13 protein-coding genes are annotated in these 17,020 nt (G+C 48.9%); 9 read left to right on the top strand and 4 right to left on the bottom strand.

What is annotated here, in order from left to right; all coding sequences use genetic code 11:
* The gene (gene tsaD, locus B3850_RS10495; RefSeq protein ID WP_286911720.1) at positions 1-1,050 is read left to right on the top strand and encodes a tRNA (adenosine(37)-N6)-threonylcarbamoyltransferase complex transferase subunit TsaD; all 1,050 of its coding nucleotides are present in this window, start codon (positions 1-3) and stop codon (positions 1,048-1,050) included.
* Here the strand turns inward: tsaD and plsY are convergent.
* On the bottom strand, positions 1,034-1,624 hold the full coding sequence (gene plsY, locus B3850_RS10490; protein WP_053954151.1) for a glycerol-3-phosphate 1-O-acyltransferase PlsY: 591 nt from the start codon (positions 1,622-1,624) through the stop codon (positions 1,034-1,036). The genes tsaD and plsY overlap by 17 nt on opposite strands.
* 98 nt (positions 1,625-1,722) lie before the next feature.
* Here plsY and folB point away from each other — a divergent pair, with 98 nt between their 5' ends.
* Both folB and folK read left to right on the top strand, forming a co-directional pair.
* Entirely contained in the window at positions 1,723-2,106 is a 384-nt protein-coding gene (gene folB / locus B3850_RS10485) for a dihydroneopterin aldolase (RefSeq protein WP_286874030.1), read from the top strand.
* Positions 2,107-2,115: 9 nt separating this feature from the next.
* A complete protein-coding gene (folK, locus tag B3850_RS10480) occupies positions 2,116-2,625 on the top strand; it encodes a 2-amino-4-hydroxy-6-hydroxymethyldihydropteridine diphosphokinase (RefSeq protein ID WP_286874028.1) in 510 nt (169 codons plus the stop codon).
* Here the strand turns inward: folK and B3850_RS10475 are convergent.
* Positions 2,609-3,745, bottom strand: a complete 1,137-nt coding sequence (locus B3850_RS10475) for a multifunctional CCA tRNA nucleotidyl transferase/2'3'-cyclic phosphodiesterase/2'nucleotidase/phosphatase (RefSeq protein ID WP_286874025.1) — start codon at positions 3,743-3,745, stop codon at positions 2,609-2,611. The two genes, folK and B3850_RS10475, sit on opposite strands and share 17 nt — an antisense overlap.
* Before the next feature lie 118 nt (positions 3,746-3,863).
* Here B3850_RS10475 and B3850_RS10470 point away from each other — a divergent pair, with 118 nt between their 5' ends.
* The 4 genes from B3850_RS10470 (at position 3,864) to B3850_RS10455 (ending at position 8,264) form a co-directional block, all read left to right on the top strand.
* Positions 3,864-5,270, top strand: a complete 1,407-nt coding sequence (locus B3850_RS10470; protein WP_273268498.1) for an ExeA family protein — start codon at positions 3,864-3,866, stop codon at positions 5,268-5,270.
* A 2-nt stretch (positions 5,271-5,272) separates the two neighbouring features.
* Entirely contained in the window at positions 5,273-5,965 is a 693-nt protein-coding gene (locus B3850_RS10465) for a general secretion pathway protein GspB (protein WP_286874019.1), read from the top strand.
* A gap of 111 nt (positions 5,966-6,076) precedes the next feature.
* Positions 6,077-7,861: an acyl-CoA dehydrogenase C-terminal domain-containing protein gene (locus tag B3850_RS10460; RefSeq protein WP_286874016.1), complete on the top strand. Its 1,785-nt coding sequence runs from the start codon at positions 6,077-6,079 to the stop codon at positions 7,859-7,861.
* Positions 7,842-8,264, top strand: coding sequence for a hypothetical protein (locus B3850_RS10455; RefSeq protein WP_286874014.1), 423 nt, complete (start codon positions 7,842-7,844; stop codon positions 8,262-8,264). Before B3850_RS10460 ends, B3850_RS10455 begins: the two co-directional genes overlap by 20 nt.
* 83 nt (positions 8,265-8,347) lie before the next feature.
* Here the strand turns inward: B3850_RS10455 and putA are convergent, their stop codons facing one another.
* Complete coding sequence (gene putA / locus B3850_RS10450) at positions 8,348-11,515, bottom strand: bifunctional proline dehydrogenase/L-glutamate gamma-semialdehyde dehydrogenase PutA (RefSeq protein ID WP_286911719.1); 3,168 nt, start codon at positions 11,513-11,515, stop codon at positions 8,348-8,350.
* A 151-nt stretch (positions 11,516-11,666) separates the two neighbouring features.
* On the opposite strand from putA, the gene B3850_RS10445 reads away from it, so the two are divergent.
* Together B3850_RS10445 and glnE are read left to right on the top strand one after the other, a co-directional pair.
* On the top strand, positions 11,667-13,241 hold the full coding sequence (locus tag B3850_RS10445; RefSeq protein WP_286911718.1) for an inorganic triphosphatase: 1,575 nt from the start codon (positions 11,667-11,669) through the stop codon (positions 13,239-13,241).
* Positions 13,241-16,105, top strand: a complete 2,865-nt coding sequence (gene glnE, locus B3850_RS10440; RefSeq protein WP_286911717.1) for a bifunctional [glutamate--ammonia ligase]-adenylyl-L-tyrosine phosphorylase/[glutamate--ammonia-ligase] adenylyltransferase — start codon at positions 13,241-13,243, stop codon at positions 16,103-16,105. The genes B3850_RS10445 and glnE overlap by 1 nt, the downstream gene beginning before the upstream one ends.
* Here the strand turns inward: glnE and lpxL are convergent.
* The gene (gene lpxL / locus B3850_RS10435; RefSeq protein ID WP_129497053.1) at positions 16,089-17,015 is read right to left on the bottom strand and encodes an LpxL/LpxP family Kdo(2)-lipid IV(A) lauroyl/palmitoleoyl acyltransferase; all 927 of its coding nucleotides are present in this window, start codon (positions 17,013-17,015) and stop codon (positions 16,089-16,091) included. The two genes, glnE and lpxL, sit on opposite strands and share 17 nt — an antisense overlap.
* Between the last annotated feature and the right edge of the window lie 5 nt (positions 17,016-17,020).

The raw sequence follows: 17,020 nt of genomic DNA, 5'->3' as shown, positions 1-17,020 counted from the left end.
ATGCGGGTATTAGGTATAGAAACGTCTTGTGATGAAACAGGTATTGCGGTGTATGACACTGAAAAAGGGCTGCTGGCTCATCAGCTGTATTCGCAAGTAAAGCTGCATGCTGATTATGGTGGTGTTGTACCTGAATTGGCGTCACGAGACCACGTACGTAAAACGTTGCCGTTGGTGAAAGCCGCACTACAAGAAGCAGGGTTAACACCGAAAGACTTGGATGGAGTGGCTTATACTAAAGGTCCGGGCCTGGTCGGTGCTTTGTTAGTTGGCTCCTGCATAGGCCGAAGCCTGGCATTTGGATGGGGTCTTCCTGCTGTTGGTGTACACCACATGGAAGGCCATTTGCTGGCGCCTATGCTGGAAGATGATCAACCCGAATTTCCTTTTGTCGCCTTATTAGTGTCGGGCGGACACACGCAGCTGGTTCAGATCAAAGGTATTGGTGACTATGAGTTGCTGGGTGAGTCTGTCGATGATGCTGCCGGTGAGGCTTTCGATAAAACCGCTAAATTAATGGGGCTCGACTACCCGGGCGGGCCGAGGCTTGCAGCACTTGCCGAAAAGGGTGTGAGTGATCGCTTCACGTTCCCAAGACCGATGACAGACCGTCCCGGTTTGAACTTTTCATTCAGTGGTTTAAAAACCTTTGCGGCAAATACATTAGCGGCGAATGACAACAGCGAGCAAACACTGGCGGATATTGCCCGCGCGTTTGAGGATGCGGTTGTTGATACCTTACTTATTAAATGCCGTCGTGCGTTAAAGCAAACGGGCTATAAGCGACTGGTCATAGCTGGTGGAGTAAGTGCTAACAAACATCTAAGGGCCGAGCTCGAGGCGTTAATGAAAAAAGTGAACGGTCGTGTGTTTTATCCTCGCACTGAATTTTGCACTGACAACGGTGCCATGATCGCGCTCGCGGGGGCTTTGCGTTTGCAGGCGGGAGAGCGCGAAGCATTGAGTGTTAAGACGTATCCGCGCTGGCCAATGACCGACTTAGAGCCGATGCAGGTGGCCAAACCAGCGGCGGCTACTGACGGCGTTTAAAGCCTTTTTCCTGACCGGATGTCAGGCGTACGATATTTGACTGGTGTCGCCACAAAATTAACAGCGAAATCATAATAACTGGCACGGTGTACTGCGGTTTTATCCAATACGCATAAAAAGGCGCCAGACAGACAGTGATAAGCGCGGCAAGTGATGACACTTTGCTTATTTTGAAGACCACAAGCCACGTCGCAATAAGTAGTAAGGCCATTTCCCAGGCGACCGGGAACATGGCGCCTAATGCCGTAGCGACAGCTTTGCCACCGCGAAAATGAAAATACAGCGGGAAAATGTGACCCAGACAGGCAGCCACCGCTATGAGCCCCAAGAAAAAGGGCTCTATACCTAAAAAGTACGAGCCCCACACCGGCACCATGCCTTTTAATACATCAAACCAGAGTGTGAGCAAGGCCGGAATTTTTCCACCAACCCGATAGACATTAGTCGCCCCCGGATTACCAGACCCCTCCTTTCGAGGATCAGGCAGGCCCCATAATTTACAGATAAGCACAGCGCTACTGATAGAGCCTAAGAGGTAGGCTGTCAGAATCATCAGTATGGTTAACGCTGTCATAGGGTACGAATCCCTCTTTTGTTAGGGTAGACTGCGGTTTAAAATTACGGTTTATAGAATAAGCGGTTTTTGCCGCAATTACTATGGGGTGAGTGAAAATGGAACAAGCGGATATCGATGTGGTTAGCATTGAAGGCCTCAGCGTAGATACAATCATAGGCGTGTACGACTGGGAGAAAGAGAAGAAGCAAACACTCACTTTAGATATTCAAATGAGTTGGGATAACCAAACCGCCGCGAAGTCCGATGACTTGAACGACGCTCTTGATTACGCCTTAGTCAGTGAAAAAGTGACTCAATGGGTTGCTGAAAAGCCACGTCAGTTAATTGAAACCGTAGCCGAAGGCGTTGCTACCCTAATTCTCAATGAGTTTGGCGTGCAGAATGTCGAGGTGAAGGTGTCGAAGCCCGGTGCCGTCCCCAATGCCGCTAATGTCGCGGTGACTGTTCGTCGCAGTGTTTTCGACAGTCCTTTCGGCTAAGGGGTTACTGTGGCAGTTGTCTTTTTAGGACTCGGCTCAAATATCGATAAAGAACAGCATATTTTGTCCGGCTTGAGGGCGTTGGCGGACAGCTTTAACTACCAGCAACGTTCACGTATTTTTTTGAGCGAGGCGGTGGGGTTCAAGGGCAGCGACTTTTACAATCTTGTCGTAGAAGTTACTACTTTGCAGCCGGTTGAAACGGTATTAGCGCATTGCAAGCGCATTGAGCAAGAAAACGGCCGCAAACCCGACAGCGCTAAGTACAGCCCCCGCTCGCTAGACATCGACGTGTTGCTTTACGACGATATGGTGCGCGAAAAAGCACCACAGCTGCCACGCCACGAAATAACTGAAAATGCGTTTGTGCTTTGGCCTTTGGCGGAAATAGCCGAAAACAGACAACACCCGATTTTGAAGAAAACTTACGGCGCAATGTGGCGCCAATATTGCCAACAGCTTGAACAGCAAAACTTAACTCCGCTGGAAAACACCGACTGGCTTAAAGAGTTTGCTTAAGCTCGTGCTTAAGTGTTTCCAGTCGCTTTTCTTTTATCGCAAGCCCAAGTTGTTTGCCGGTGAAGCCTTCATTTATCAGTGCTTGAGGGCTCACTTCCGAAGCCTTTATCGCGGCTTGCACCAGTTGCTGATTTTGCTCAACAACACATTCTGAAAATTCAGTCGCTTCATGCTCTAATTGACGCAGCAATAGTAGCTGTTGCAGTTTTTCCGGGCGGCGCCAGTAGTCTATCGACTGCAATGCCTCAGCAAATTGCTCGGCGCTCGGCAGCTTTGTTGAAATAATAAAGTCACTATTTCGCTCGGCAAGTACAGCGGCATCACGATACTCATTGGGTATTGCCAATACTTTGCAAAAGCTGGGTATATTTTCGACGGGCGACTCGCCAATAAACAAACTCGCAAAAATAAGTGGCTTGGTAAGCTCGGTGTGAGATGCGCTGAATTGAGCCGCCTTGTGTAAACGAGTCAGATTTTTGTTTTTCGCTTTGAACTGCTTAAGAACCTGATTTAAACCGCCAATATCAGCCAGGGTACTCAGAAATACGTCCGGGTTACCTGTGCCTAATGACTTTTCCCATTCCAGCCAAACGCGCTCAGGCGTCAAAGCTTCAAGCTCGCCGGAGTGAGCTATTTTGACCAGTAATTCATGCGTTTCATCGGCAATGGTAAAGCCTAAGTGCTTAAACCGGGCAGCAAAGCGAGCAACGCGAAGCACCCTTAAGGGGTCTTCTTCGAACGCCGGTGACACGTGGCGTAACTTTTTCTGTTCAATATCACGCTGGCCACCGTAGGGGTCTATCAGCTGTCCATGCTCGTCTTCGGCTATGGCATTGATAGTAAGGTCGCGGCGCACCAAGTCGTCTTCTAAAGTGACATCCGGTGAGGCGAATACATCAAAGCCTTTGTAGCCTTTACCATTCTTACGCTCAGTGCGGGCGAGGGCATATTCTTCTCGGGTTAGTGGGTGCAAAAATACCGGGAAGTCTTTTCCCACTTGCTGGAAGCCCTGATCGAGCATTTGTTGTGGCGTTGCGCCAACAACCACCCAATCACGTTCTTTAACGGCTAACCCCAGTAACTTATCGCGAACAGCACCGCCGACTAAATAGGTTTGCACTCATGACTCCCCGGTTAAACGCCATACTTAGTGAAAGTGATCATCGCTAATCACTGGTGGATGTGCAAGCAAGTCGTTACACTGTTGGTTAAATAATAATAAATTGCGCACAACGCTTATGTATCAAAACTATTTTGGTTTGCAGGCAGAGCCCTTCTCCATAGCGCCAGACCCTAATTACCTTTACCTGAGTGAGCGCCATCAAGAAGCCTTAGCTCACCTGACCCAAGGGTTGCAGGGCAGTGGCGGTTTTATCTTATTAACCGGCGAGGTCGGCACGGGCAAAACAACAGTGTCACGGGCGCTTATTGAGCAGCTACCGGAGTCGACCGAAACAGCCTTTATTCTAAACCCCATGTTGAATGAAGATGAGCTGTTGGCTAGCCTGTGCGATGAGTTTGGTATTCGCTATCAAAAACGCTCGGCAACACGGAAAGTGCTGACGGATAAGCTCAGCCAGTTTTTGCTAAAAGCCAATGAAGACGGACAGCAGTGTGTGGTGCTTATTGATGAAGCGCAGCACTTAAGACCGCAGGTGTTAGAGCAGTTGCGCCTGCTGACCAACCTGGAAACACACAATAAAAAACTATTACGCGTTATTCTCATTGGGCAGCCTGAGCTCCAGGATTTGCTGCGTCGTCAGGAGTTAAGACAGTTAGCTCAGCGAATTACGGCGCGCTATCACTTATTGCCTCTTACTGAACAAGATACACAGCGTTATATTGCCTATCGATTGCAAGTGGCAGGGGCAAACCGGCCACTGTTTACAGCGGCTGCGGCAAAAAGAGCACATCAGCTGACACAAGGTATTCCGAGGCTTTTAAACCTGTATTGCGACAGGGCTCTGCTGGCTGCCTATACCGATTCGTCACCAGAGGTAAAGCCTGCCCATTTGAACCAGGCGGCTATTGAACTGGACGGTCCATCGAAAAGGGGAAAGCCGAACAAGACAAAGGCACTTTCTGTCGCAGGGAGTTTGTTACTTTTCGCGGTGGCGGCAGTTGCGACGTTTTGGTACAGCTCACCTTCACCAAAACCTGTGAAAATTACGAATGATTATGCGTCGGCGCAACAGCTCGCCAGTGTTTGGGGACTGCCCGAACCACCAGAGTCAGAGCCATTTTGCCAGTGGGTTGAACAGTATGACTTAGCCTGTGCCCGCATGAACCAAACTTTGCAGCAGCTGAAAAGTATTAATTATCCGGCCTTGTTGTATCGCAAGGACTCTTCTCCATTATTAATGACAACCGAAACGCCGACAACGACTGACGGCTGGACGGGAGAATTTTTACTGCTCTACCAACAAGCTCCGGCCGAAACCGCGGAAGATAAGCAAGAGTGGATTAGAGCGCGGTTAAAACGTCATTTACCGGAAAAGCTGCACGATGCAGACTCGTCCAGCCAGTTTCGAGAGCTGCAACTTAGCAACGGGTTAAAAGTTACCGGGACGCTTGATGCTGCAACGTTGGCGTGGTTAGCTTCGAGAGCTTCCAACTTCGGTCCAAGATTAAAGGGGGGCGAATAATCATGTCGTCATTACTAAAAGCACTAAAACAGCAGCAGTCTCCCCTTTTGAAAAACAAAAGCGTATTAGACAGCTCTCTTATTGCGCAAGACAGAGAACGGACCAGTCGCTTGTGGCTGATTTGGCCGTTGGCACTTATTTTGGGCGGTGTAACGGGGTATGCAGCCGTATTATGGTCTGGTGCGCCGGGCACAGATACTAAAATGACTGCCCTTGACTTCTCATGGGGAGAGGCCGTTTCTCTCCCTGAGGTGAGCTGGGAAGCGACACCGACAGAGCCGGAGCCGTCCCAGGCACTTACGAGTAATAAGGTGGAATCTCAGACTCAGGCACGACAGCCAACAGAGAATCAGCGCGAAGCTCTGGATTTATCAAATGTTTCTCCTGAACTTTTGAACCGATTTCAGGACGCCGTTGAGCAAACCGGGGGAGGGACAGAAAGTAAAGTGAGTGTGGTACCTTCTTTGTCTGACTTGTCGACCGCATTCCAACGACAAGTGCCAGAGTTTAGCTATGACAGCCACATGTACCGGAGCAGTTCGAGTGACCGCTGGATTGAGCTGAATGGGCAGCGTTTGTACGAAGGTGACAGCTACCAAAGCTTAAATGTCATTCGTATTGAGCCACATCAGGTGGTACTTGCGCTTGACTATAAAGCCTTTTCGCACCCTGCTTTAGAAGACTGGAAACGATAGAAATTATTGACATCCCGCAATGGGATTCATACTCTTGTGCGATACAGTTTAAACAGGTGTTTAAATTAAGGGTTTAAATTCCCTGTTTGGTTCAGACAAGAGGTAAAAGATATGGCGGATTACAGAGCTCCACGTGATGATATGGACTTTGTCCTGCATGACGTTTTTAATGTCGCAGCGGATTGGGAGCAGGCTCCTGAACTGGCTGAAATGATGGATGTTGAAACCGCAGGTGCGATTCTTGATGAAGGCGCTAAGGTAGCCGAAAACTTAGTAGCTCCGCTGGCGCGCGAAGCTGACGAAGAAGGCGTTAAGTTTGAAGACGGTGTAGTCACAACGCCTAAGGGTTATAAAGAAAACTTCCGTCAGTTAGCCGAAGGTGGCTGGGTTGGTGTTACTGCTAACCCTGAGTTCGGCGGTATGGGGCTGCCTAAGTCGTTATCAGCGCAGTACGAAGAAATGCTGTGCAGTGCAGATATCGCTTTTTCACTATACCCGGGTCTTACTTCCGGGGCCATTATGGCCATTGACTCCCACGGCAGTGACGAACTCAAAAATCATTACTTACCACGTATGGTTTCAGGTGAGTGGACAGGTACTATGTGTCTGACCGAACCTCACGCCGGAACCGATCTCGGTATTATCAAAAGCAAAGCTATTCCATCAGAGGATGGCAGTTTTGAAATTAGCGGCACGAAGATCTTCATCACAGGTGGTGAGCATGACTTAGCGGACAACATTGTTCACTTAGTGCTGGCAAAACTGCCTGACGCACCGGCGGGTACTAAAGGTATTTCGCTGTTTGTGGTTCCGAAATTTTTATCCGATGCCGAAGGTAATTTAACAGAGCGTAATGCCGTAAGTTGTGGCTCTATTGAGCACAAAATGGGCATTCATGGTTCAGCAACCTGTGTGATGAACTTTGACGGCGCTAAAGGCTGGTTGGTTGGCGAGCCGCATCGTGGTTTGCCCGCTATGTTCACAATGATGAACTACGAACGTCTGGGCGTTGGTATTCAGGGACTGGGTGCAGCAGAGCGCTCTTATCAAAATGCTTTGGAGTACGCGAAAGATCGCATTCAGGGACGCGGCGCGAAAGCGACTCGAAATGACAGCGCTGAGGCAGATTCCATTTTAGTGCATGGTGACGTGCGTCGCATGCTGCTGACCATGAAAGCGTTGACCGAAGGCGGTCGTGCATTTTCGACTTGGGTCGGTCAGCAGCTAGACCGCTCAAAATACTCTCAAGGTGATGCGGTTCGTGAAAAAGCCGATGCTATGGTGGCATTACTGACGCCTGTTGCTAAAGCGTTTTTAACCGATACCGGTCTTGAGTCGACTATTCACGGTCAGCAGGTGTTTGGTGGTCACGGCTATGTGCGCGAATGGGGGCAAGAGCAGTTGGTTCGCGATACCCGTATTGCACAAATTTATGAAGGAACTAACGGCATTCAGGCACTCGACTTGCTGGGCCGTAAAGTAGGGGGCTCGCGTGGCGAACTACTGAAGCCTTTTGTGGAAGAAATAGCAACATTCCTACAGGGGATTGCAGGCAACAGTAACTGGGCTAAAGAAGCTGAAACTTTGCAGAAGTCACTGCAGGACTTAACCAGTATCAGCGAAGAGTTACTGCAAAAAACGGCTACCGATGAAAACCTGGTGAACAGTGTTGCGGTAGAATATTTGCACTTGGTGGGATATATTTCTTACGGTTACATGTGGTTACGAATGGCCGTTGCGGCTGAGCAAAAACAAGCTGAAAAGCCTTATCTGGCGTCAAAAATTAAAACAGCGCGTTTTTACTTTGCTCGCATTATGCCTCGTACTCACGCATTATTGGGTGCAATTAAAGACGGCAGCGAGAGTTTATACTTACATGACGACGAACAATTCTGAAACACTTCAGTTTTATCGTGATAGCCGCCGCCCCCAAGCCTGGGGCGGCTTTTTTTTGGCGTTGTGGATGGCAATTTATATTGGTGGTGTAGTGCCGATATGGGTTATTGCGGTTGGCGCCTTACTGACCATGACACTCATGGCTGGGATAGTGATTAAATTCCGGCCCAAACAGGTCGCCGCAAGTTGGGACGGCAAGCAGCTCGAAGAACGGCGTTTAATTTTGCCGCCCAGAACACACAACTTAAGTAACCCACCAAAACTGCTGCGTTACGAAGATGATATAGCAGCTCTGCAGTTTAGAGACGAGTCGAACCACCTTCACGAAGTTTATGTGGTGTTTGATGAGGACTTACAGGGAAGCGTCAACGGAACCGACGTCGAGCTTGTTGATAAGCGCTAAACTTACCTGCTAACCAATTGAAAAACGCCGCAACGGTTAACGTTAGCGGCGTTTTTATTGATACCCAATAACAGGTTACTTAATTAGTCATCCAGTGATAGCAGTGTGGCATTACCGCCAACGGCTGTGATGTTATCACTGCGTGTTTTCTCGGTAATAAAACGAGTAAGGTAGTGAGGACCACCGGCTTTCGGCCCTGTACCTGACATGCCGCGACCACCAAATGGTTGCACACCAACAATAGCACCAATTTGGTTACGGTTAATGTACACGTTACCCACATCAATTTTGCTGGCAACCTCGTAGGCAAAGGTTTCGTTACGGCTGTGAATACCGAAAGTTAAACCAAAGCCGGTGTTATTGATGCTCTCAATAACTTCCTCAATGTTGTCGGTTGAATAACGAATAACATGCAGAATTGGGCCAAAGTTTTCTTTTACCAGCTGACTGATGCTGTCAATTTCGATAGCCGTTGGCGCAACAAAAGTACCACCCATTGTGTAGTCCGGCATTGGCGCACGGGCAATCAAACGACCGGCTTGCTGAATGTCGGTAATATGCTGCTCAAGGTTCGTCTTGGCAATGCCGTCAATCACTGGGCCAACATCGGTTTCATGCAGTAACGGGTCACCGACTTGCAACTCTTCCATGGCACCACGCAGCAGGTCGATAACACGGTCAGCCACGTCTTCCTGAACGAACAAGACACGAAGTGCAGAGCAGCGCTGACCGGCACTTTGGAATGCACTGGCAACAACGTCTGTCACAACCTGCTCAGGAAGCGCTGTTGAGTCAACCATCATGGCATTTTGGCCACCTGTTTCGGCAACCAACGGCACGATAGGTCCTGTGCGAGCCGCAAGCGCACGGTTAATAGCTTGTGCTGTGTAAGTAGAGCCAGTAAAACAGACACCGCCAATATCTTCTTGTGATGTCAGGTAACTACCAACTTCCGCACCGCTACCCGGCATGTAATGCAAGACATTACCCGGAATACCCGCTTCTAGTGCAAGTTGCACTGCGCGGTAAGCGATAAGACCAGTTTGCTCGGCCGGTTTGGCGATAACTGAGTTACCGGTCACCAATGCTGCGGCGACCTGACCAACGAAAATGGCCAGCGGGAAGTTCCATGGACTAATACAGATGAAGGTGCCACGACCTTCCACAAACAGTTCATTGTCTTCGCCAGTTGGCCCCGGTAGCTGAATAGGCGAGCCCATCAACTCACGCGCTTGGTTAGCGTAGTAACGACAGAAGTCGACTGCTTCACGTACCTCATCAATACCGTCCTGCAAGCCTTTACCCGCTTCAACAGAGCATAAAGCAATCAGTTCATTGCGGTTGGCTTCCATTAAGTCAGCAAACTTCTCAAGGCATTTCGCTCGCTCTTCAGTCGGAACGTCACGCCATTGCTTGTAAGCTTTGTTAGCACTTTCAAGCGCTTGCTCTGCGAGTTTCTTATCGCCCCAGTAAATACTACCGACCTGTTTTGCGGTTTCCTGTGGGCTGGTAATGCTGACGTGGTGATCGGTTTCAACGGTCTTGCCATCGACAATAGGACCGCCTTGCCATTGTTTGTCACGATATTGCTGAACCGCTGCAATAAAGTCATCTGCTTGTGAGTGAATATTCATATTCAATCCTAATGAATTTGTGCGATCCCCATAAATTTGAGGAGGAAGTGGAATCTTGCTATTAGCATACTTCTCGTAACCCGATGCTGTTTTCATCGGATGCTCAACCAGGTCATTAACCGGCGTGTCGGCGTCTAATAGCTTATGAACGAAAGATGAGTTGGCGCCGTTTTCTAAGAGTCGGCGAACCAGGTACGGTAGTAAGTCTCTGTGCGGACCCACTGGCGCATAAATGCGTACGACCAAGCCTGGATTTTGCTCCATAAGCGTGTCGTACAGACTGTCACCCATACCGTGCAAACGCTGATATTCAATACGGCGTTTGTGAGTTTCGTTCATGTGCTGGATGCTCATAATGGTCTGAGCATTATGCGTCGCAAACTGCGGATAAATCGCGCCGTCGGTATCATCGCTGACTAAATAGCGAGCGCAGGCGAGATAGGAAATATCACTGTGCGATTTGCGGGTAAAGACTGGGTACCCGGGCAGACCATTTTCCTGAGTCCACTTAATTTCGTTATCCCAGTAGGCGCCTTTCACCAGGCGTACCGGAATTTCATCACCGCACTCTTTAGCCAGTGCAGTAATCCAGCATAAGGTTGGTAAAGCACGTTTCGAGTAGGCTTGAACGACCAGACCAAAACGTGGCCAGCCTTTACAGACACCACTGCGATAGACTTTCTCAAACAGCTCTAACGATAACTCATGACGGTCTGCTTCTTCGGCATCAATAGTAACGCCGACGTCTGCTTCTTTGGCCAGCTTGACCAGCTCCGTCAGAGTGGTCGCTAATTCGGTTAGCACACGCTCATGGTTAGAAGCTTCATAACGCGGATGCAATGCCGACAGTTTAATTGAAATAGTCGGTCTTGGAGCGTCCGGGTTATTGAACTTCTCTTTGGTAATGGTCTTGATGGAATTGACGTACTGCTGTTTGTAGTAATTCGCATCTTTCGCGGTAAGCGCAGCTTCACCCAGCATGTCATAGGCGTGGGTGTAACCTTTGTTGCGGTTATCTCTGCTTTCTTTCAGCGCTTCTTCAATGGTACGCCCTAATACGAACTGCTTACCCATAATCTGCATAGCCGCATAAGTCGCTTTGCGAATGACAGGTTTGCCCATTTTGCGAACCAGGCGTCTGAAAGCACCTCTGGGGGTTTCCATCGCTTTACCGGTAGGGTTAGTCACGCTATTGGTTAGCGCTAATGCCCAGGTACCGGAATTCACCAGCCAGGACGCGCTTTGTCCCATGTGTTTCTGCCAGTCACCGCCGGACAGTTTATCCTGGATAAGTGCATCGGCAGTGTAGCCATCGGGAATTCTTAGCAAGGCCTCGGCGAGACACATGAGGATAATGCCCTCTTTAGTGTCTAAGCTGTACTCTTGCAGGAAAGCATCGACAACACCGTTGTCGGCTTGCTCTCGAACTTGCTCAACTAACTTAGCTGCGCGTTCGGTTACTGCGCTAACCGTCTCTTCATCGGCAGGAACAAGCGGCAATAACTCGCGCATATATTGATCTTCATCGACAATATAGTTGTCGGTTATCGCTTGTTGCAGAGACTTTAAGTCTTCTGCCTGATGCTGTTTGGATAGCACCTCACTCGCTTTGAACATAGCATCTCCTGTATAGCCAGGCCGAAGCTCGGCGTGCTTCCCCAACGTCGGGAATCGGCGCAAGTATAAGCTTATTTTTGCGCGGGTAAAGACCCTAAAAAAGGCCTGTCGTCACGTTGCTATTTTTTCGGGATACTGTCAAGCCAACAAAATGCCTATGTTTGTTGACCCTAAGCCGCCAAGCCAGTACCTTTACTTTAACTTTCACCCGCTTCGGAATGCGTCAATGTCACAAGAACTTGAGTTAAAATTACTGATTGCTCCTGAAAAACGAGATCAAGCTTTAAAAGTGTGTCAATCACTGGCTGATGCCCGTTCAGGAACCACGCAAAAAACACAGTTTGAACTCAGAAACAGTTATTTCGACACATCCGATTTGCGTTTGCGTCAGTTTGATATGGGATTACGCATACGCAGCCATAAAGATCAAAAAGAACAAACGATTAAGTTAGCCGGTCGAGTTATGGGCGGTATGCATCAACGGCCGGAGTACAATGTAAATGTTGATAGTGAAAAGCCCGATTTAACATTGTTTGATAGTGAGATTTGGCCTGACGACTTTCCGGTTTACGACATTCAGCGTGACTTAGAAACTATTTTTGTGACTGACTTTACGCGTACCCGATGGCGCCTGCCTAGCGGTGATGGCGTGATTGAAATGGTGCTGGATGAGGGGCAAATCCAGGCCGGTGAAAACTCAGAAACTATTTCTGAAATTGAGCTGGAGTTACAGGGTGGCTCGATAGATGATGCGTATCATTTAGCACATCAGTTAGTGAGTAAAGTGGAGGCGAAAGTCGGCTCTTTAAGTAAAGCTGCGCGTGGCTATATGCTGGCTGGTAAGAGTTTGCTGGAGCCTTTTACACAAATGCATTATGTGCCGCTGGAAGGTGACTTTACCATTGGTCAGGCCTTGTATCGTGCTGTTGAATACGGGTTAAGGCATTGGCAGCATAATGAGTCCTGTTTGCTTTTTAATCCGAGTGTTCGCGCGGTTCAAGGACTTGCTGATGGTATTCAATTAGTGCGAGTTGCTCTGGAACAATTGATTGAACTGGGTGTTGGCGAGCGTCAACTGTTAACTAACTTGGCTAAAATCACTGAGCAGTTACAGTGGTTGAAAAACTTTGAAGGGCTTGATGAGCTAACGGCAGAAGATGGAGCCTACCATAGAGCCTTAAAGCGTTATGAAAAGCTGTATGAAAGCTTACAGAACAGCCAGGAAGATGTGATTCGGTTAAATGAAGTTGCAGAGGTGGTGGCATCTGCGCGTTATCAAACAACAGTCCTGAAACTGTCACAATTTTTAATTGAACAGGAAATGACAGAAGAGTTATCGCAGCCAGTATCGCCTTGGTGCAGTCAATTGCTTAAAAGCGACTGGCAACTCGTGCAAACGGCTTTTTCTGAGCATGAGAAACTGAATGAAGAAGGCTACTTAAAGTTATTGAAGCCATTGCAAAACAGTCTGCTGATGGGAACTTGTTTTGGTGAGCTGTTCGACGACGATGTACGCGAGAAATTCCGTTTACCCTGGCAGGATTTAGCGCGCGGTATTCGAGAAATTACCGCCCTGCATATTTTACATGAACGCATTAAAGAGCGTGATGATGATGACTTGGACCGTTTGCTGGAGTGGCAAAAAATGCAACGAGAGTCCTTGTTGAAGGCATTGGAATACTCAAGAAAGGCAGCGTTAAAGCGTGATCCGTATTGGTTTGCCTAATGCTTAAGCTTAACTCCTATTTAGAAACACACAGTGAGCCTGCCTGGGAGCGCTTCCGGGAAGCTGGTGAAGTGTCGCTCACTGAGTCTCAGCAGCAAGTTTTGCGCGCACTTTTTGCGGTAAGTCCTTTTATTGCGCGTGTTGCTGAGCGTTATCCCAACCAATTGCTGGCTGACTTTTTTGCCAATGACGGTGCTATTTCTATAGATGATAGCAGTGTATATGAAAGCAAGCTCAACAAACTACTCAGCGAATGCGACGACGACCGCCGTGCCAAATATAAACTGCGGGAGTATCGTCATTGTGTCATGGCAAAGCTGGCGGCAGCAGATATTCTTGGTCAATTATCTATTACTGAAGCGTTAAAACATTTCAGTATTTTTGCCGATGCCGCTATTGAGCAAAGCCTAAGCTGGGCCTTTAAACGATTAGTAGCCAAACACGGTACGCCCCGGGACAGCAATGGGGAGGCCATGCCTATGCTGGTTATTGGTATGGGAAAGCTTGGCGGGCGTGAGCTTAACTTTTCTTCAGATATTGATCTTATCTTTGCGTACCCTGAGCAGGGAGAAACCGAGGGACCCGGTCGTAATTTAGAGCACAGCGTGTTTTACAAGCGATTAGCGCAGCTGTTTATTGCCTTGCTTGATGAAACGACCGCCGATGGTCAGGTCTTTCGGGTCGATATGCGTTTACGGCCTTTCGGTCAGTCTGGCCCGCTGGTTACCAGTATTAACGCGCTAGAGCATTATTATCAGGAGCAAGGGCGCGACTGGGAGCGCTACGCAATGGTAAAAGCCCGCCTTATTGGCGCAAGTGCCGCGGACGAGAAAACGTTCTATGATTTGATACGACCTTTTGTTTACCGCCGTTACATAGACTTTGGTGCCATAGAAGCGCTGCGTAAAATGAAGTTGCTTATTACTCAGGAGACGCGGCGGCGAGGCGTCAAAAACAACATCAAGCTGGGCGCCGGTGGTATCCGCGAGGTGGAGTTTATTGTTCAGGCGCATCAGCTTATTCGGGGTGGTCAGGAAAAAAGTTTACAAACACGCTCGCTGTATAAGGCAATTAATGGTTTGGTTGAGCTAGAGCTCATAGAGAACGAACGAGCGGACAAGCTGATTGAGAACTATGAGTTTTTACGCACTATAGAGCATCGTTTGCAGCAAATCGATGATGCACAAACACAGCAGTTACCCGACGACGAACTGGGTCGGGAGCGGTTGCGGTGTATGTTGGGCGAAGCCGACTGGGCATCAGTGCAAGCGCGTGTGGATGACTGCATGGCGAGCATTCACGAAGAGTTTCAACAAGTCGTTGGAGAGCAGTCCGAAGACGATGAAGAAGAGCAGTCGCTGCAAGTGCTTTGGCAAGATATGCTGGAAGACGACGCGGCTATCGAGATTCTGGAAGCAGAAGGGGTTGATGAACCGGAGCGTTTATGGCGGCTGATTAATGACTTTCGGCAGGAGAGTCGGCGTCGAAGTTCCGGGCCAAGAGGACGCGCAGCAATGGCACGCTTAATGCCAATGATGCTAAGACATGCGGTTCAGCATCAACATCCCGAACGACTTCTTGAGCGGCTGCTGTCTATTATTAAAGCCATAATGAGTCGTACGGCCTACATCGAATTATTGGCGGAAAACCCTGGTGCGCGCACGCAACTGTGTAAGTTGTGTATGGCCAGCCCCTGGATCTCGAATCAGCTGGCACAGCATCCACTGTTACTCGACGAGCTGATTGACCCTCAACAGCTCTATACACTGCCTGAAGCGAAGAATTACGATGCGTTACTGCGTGAATATTTAGTTCGTATTCCAGAGCAGGACTTAGAAACGCAGATGGATGCTCTAAGACAGGCAAAGCAGGCGCTACAGCTTAAAATTGCTGCGGCCGATATTAGTAATGTTTTGGAGCTTATGAATGTCAGTGATCATCTGAGTGCTCTGGCAGAAGCCATTATTCATGAAGTGATTGGCCTGGCCTGGTACCAGTTAACCCAGAAGCACGGAAAGCCCGAGGGAACCAGTGTGGAAAATACCGGCTTCGGTGTTATGGCTTACGGCAAACTGGGTGGCGAAGAGCTTGGCTATGGGTCCGATCTCGACTTGGTGTTTGTTACAGACTCGACCTACGAGGGGGTTACTGACGGCAATAAGCCTATTGAGGTTCAGCAGTTCTACTTGCGTTTGGCGCAGCGCGTACTGCACCTATTTACGACGCGAACGACTGCAGGGGTGTTATACGATGTTGATCTTCGTTTACGACCGTCCGGGCAGTCAGGGCTGTTAGTCACAAGGGTAAAGTCTTACGCGCGCTACCTACATGACGACGCCTGGACATGGGAGTTACAGGCATTGGTTCGAGCTCGCCCCGTGTATGGAAGTAACAGCATAAGAGATACGTTAATGGATATCCGGCGAGCCGCATTAATGCAGCCGCGAAATGACGAGCCGTTAAAAAAAGATATTGTGTCCATGCGACGCAAAATGAAACATCACTTGTCGGCCAGTCGCATGGATGCGTTTGACTTGAAGCAGGACGATGGTGGTATTGCAGACATTGAGTTTATTACTCAGTACCTTGTGCTTAAATATGCGCATACACACCCCAGCTTGTGTCGCTACAGCGATAATATTCGACTGTTAACCGAGGCTCAGCAAGAACATTTGCTAGACGATGTTGATGCCCAGAATTTGGTGAATGCGTTTCAGATATTTCGTTGTGAGAGTCACGCCCTGGCGTTGCAGGGAGAGCAGCTTTTAGAAAAGCACAACTTAGACACAGAGCGCCAAGCTGTTATTCGTTGCTGGAATAAGCTGCTTGGCGACACTGAGATAGAACCTACTGATAATAACTAGGCATATCGGGGTCAGGCCGCGTTTTAAACCGGCGATGAACCCAGAGGTATTGCTCGGGAGCTTTTTTCACGGCCTCTTCGACTAGGGTATTGACGTAGCGAGCGTCCGCTTTGTCGTCGCCTGTCGGGAAGTTTTGAAGCTCAGGTTCGTAATATAAGTCATAGCCCGTACCGTCTTTGCGGCGAACACAGCGAGATACCAACACTTTGCAATTAGGTGCGTTGGCGAACAACATAGTGCCAGTGGTGGTTGAGGCGTCAGGGACCTCAAAGAATTTAACGAACTCAGTACGGCGGCGGCCGTAATCCTGGTCAGGTAAGTAACCGGCAATATCGCCTTGAGACAGAGCTTTAAGCATGCCTTTAACGTCTTTCCGCTGAATCATGTATTTATTGGAGCGAGCACGTCCGCGAGTTTGCAGAAACTCCATTACTGCGTTGTTATGAGGGCGATACAAACCAACAGCAGGCTCTACAAACCCGTGCAAGCGAGCATGCACTTCCAGGCTGAGAAAATGAAACAGCAATAACAACACGCCACTGCCGTCTTCCTGGGCTTTGCGCAAGTTCTCCTCACCGTGAATATGAAGCTTGCGACGAATGCGCCAGTCCGGCCACCACCAAGCCATACCGACTTCAAAATAAGCGATACCGGTGTTCTTCATATTCTCTGTAACCAGCGACTCGATCTTCTCGTCACTATAGTCAGGAAAACAGAGCTTTAAATTAGTGCGGGCAATATTAACGCGCCGGGGCATAAGCTTTTTAAACAGTAAGCCAAGACCACGCCCCATAGCCAGCTGTACACGATAAGGCAGCCAGGAAACGGTATAAAGGATAAGAACGCCAAGCCAGGTAAGCCAGAACTTTGGGTGCAAAAAATAGAATTTAAATTTGGGTTGTTCAATCACAACAA

Source organism: Idiomarina sp. UBA4520, from assembly GCF_002388365.1.
In the GTDB taxonomy this organism is placed as follows: Bacteria; Pseudomonadota; Gammaproteobacteria; order Enterobacterales; family Alteromonadaceae; genus Idiomarina; species Idiomarina zobellii.
Note: the sequence above shows the minus strand (reverse complement) of the source record. Positions and strands in the feature narration are given on the sequence as shown.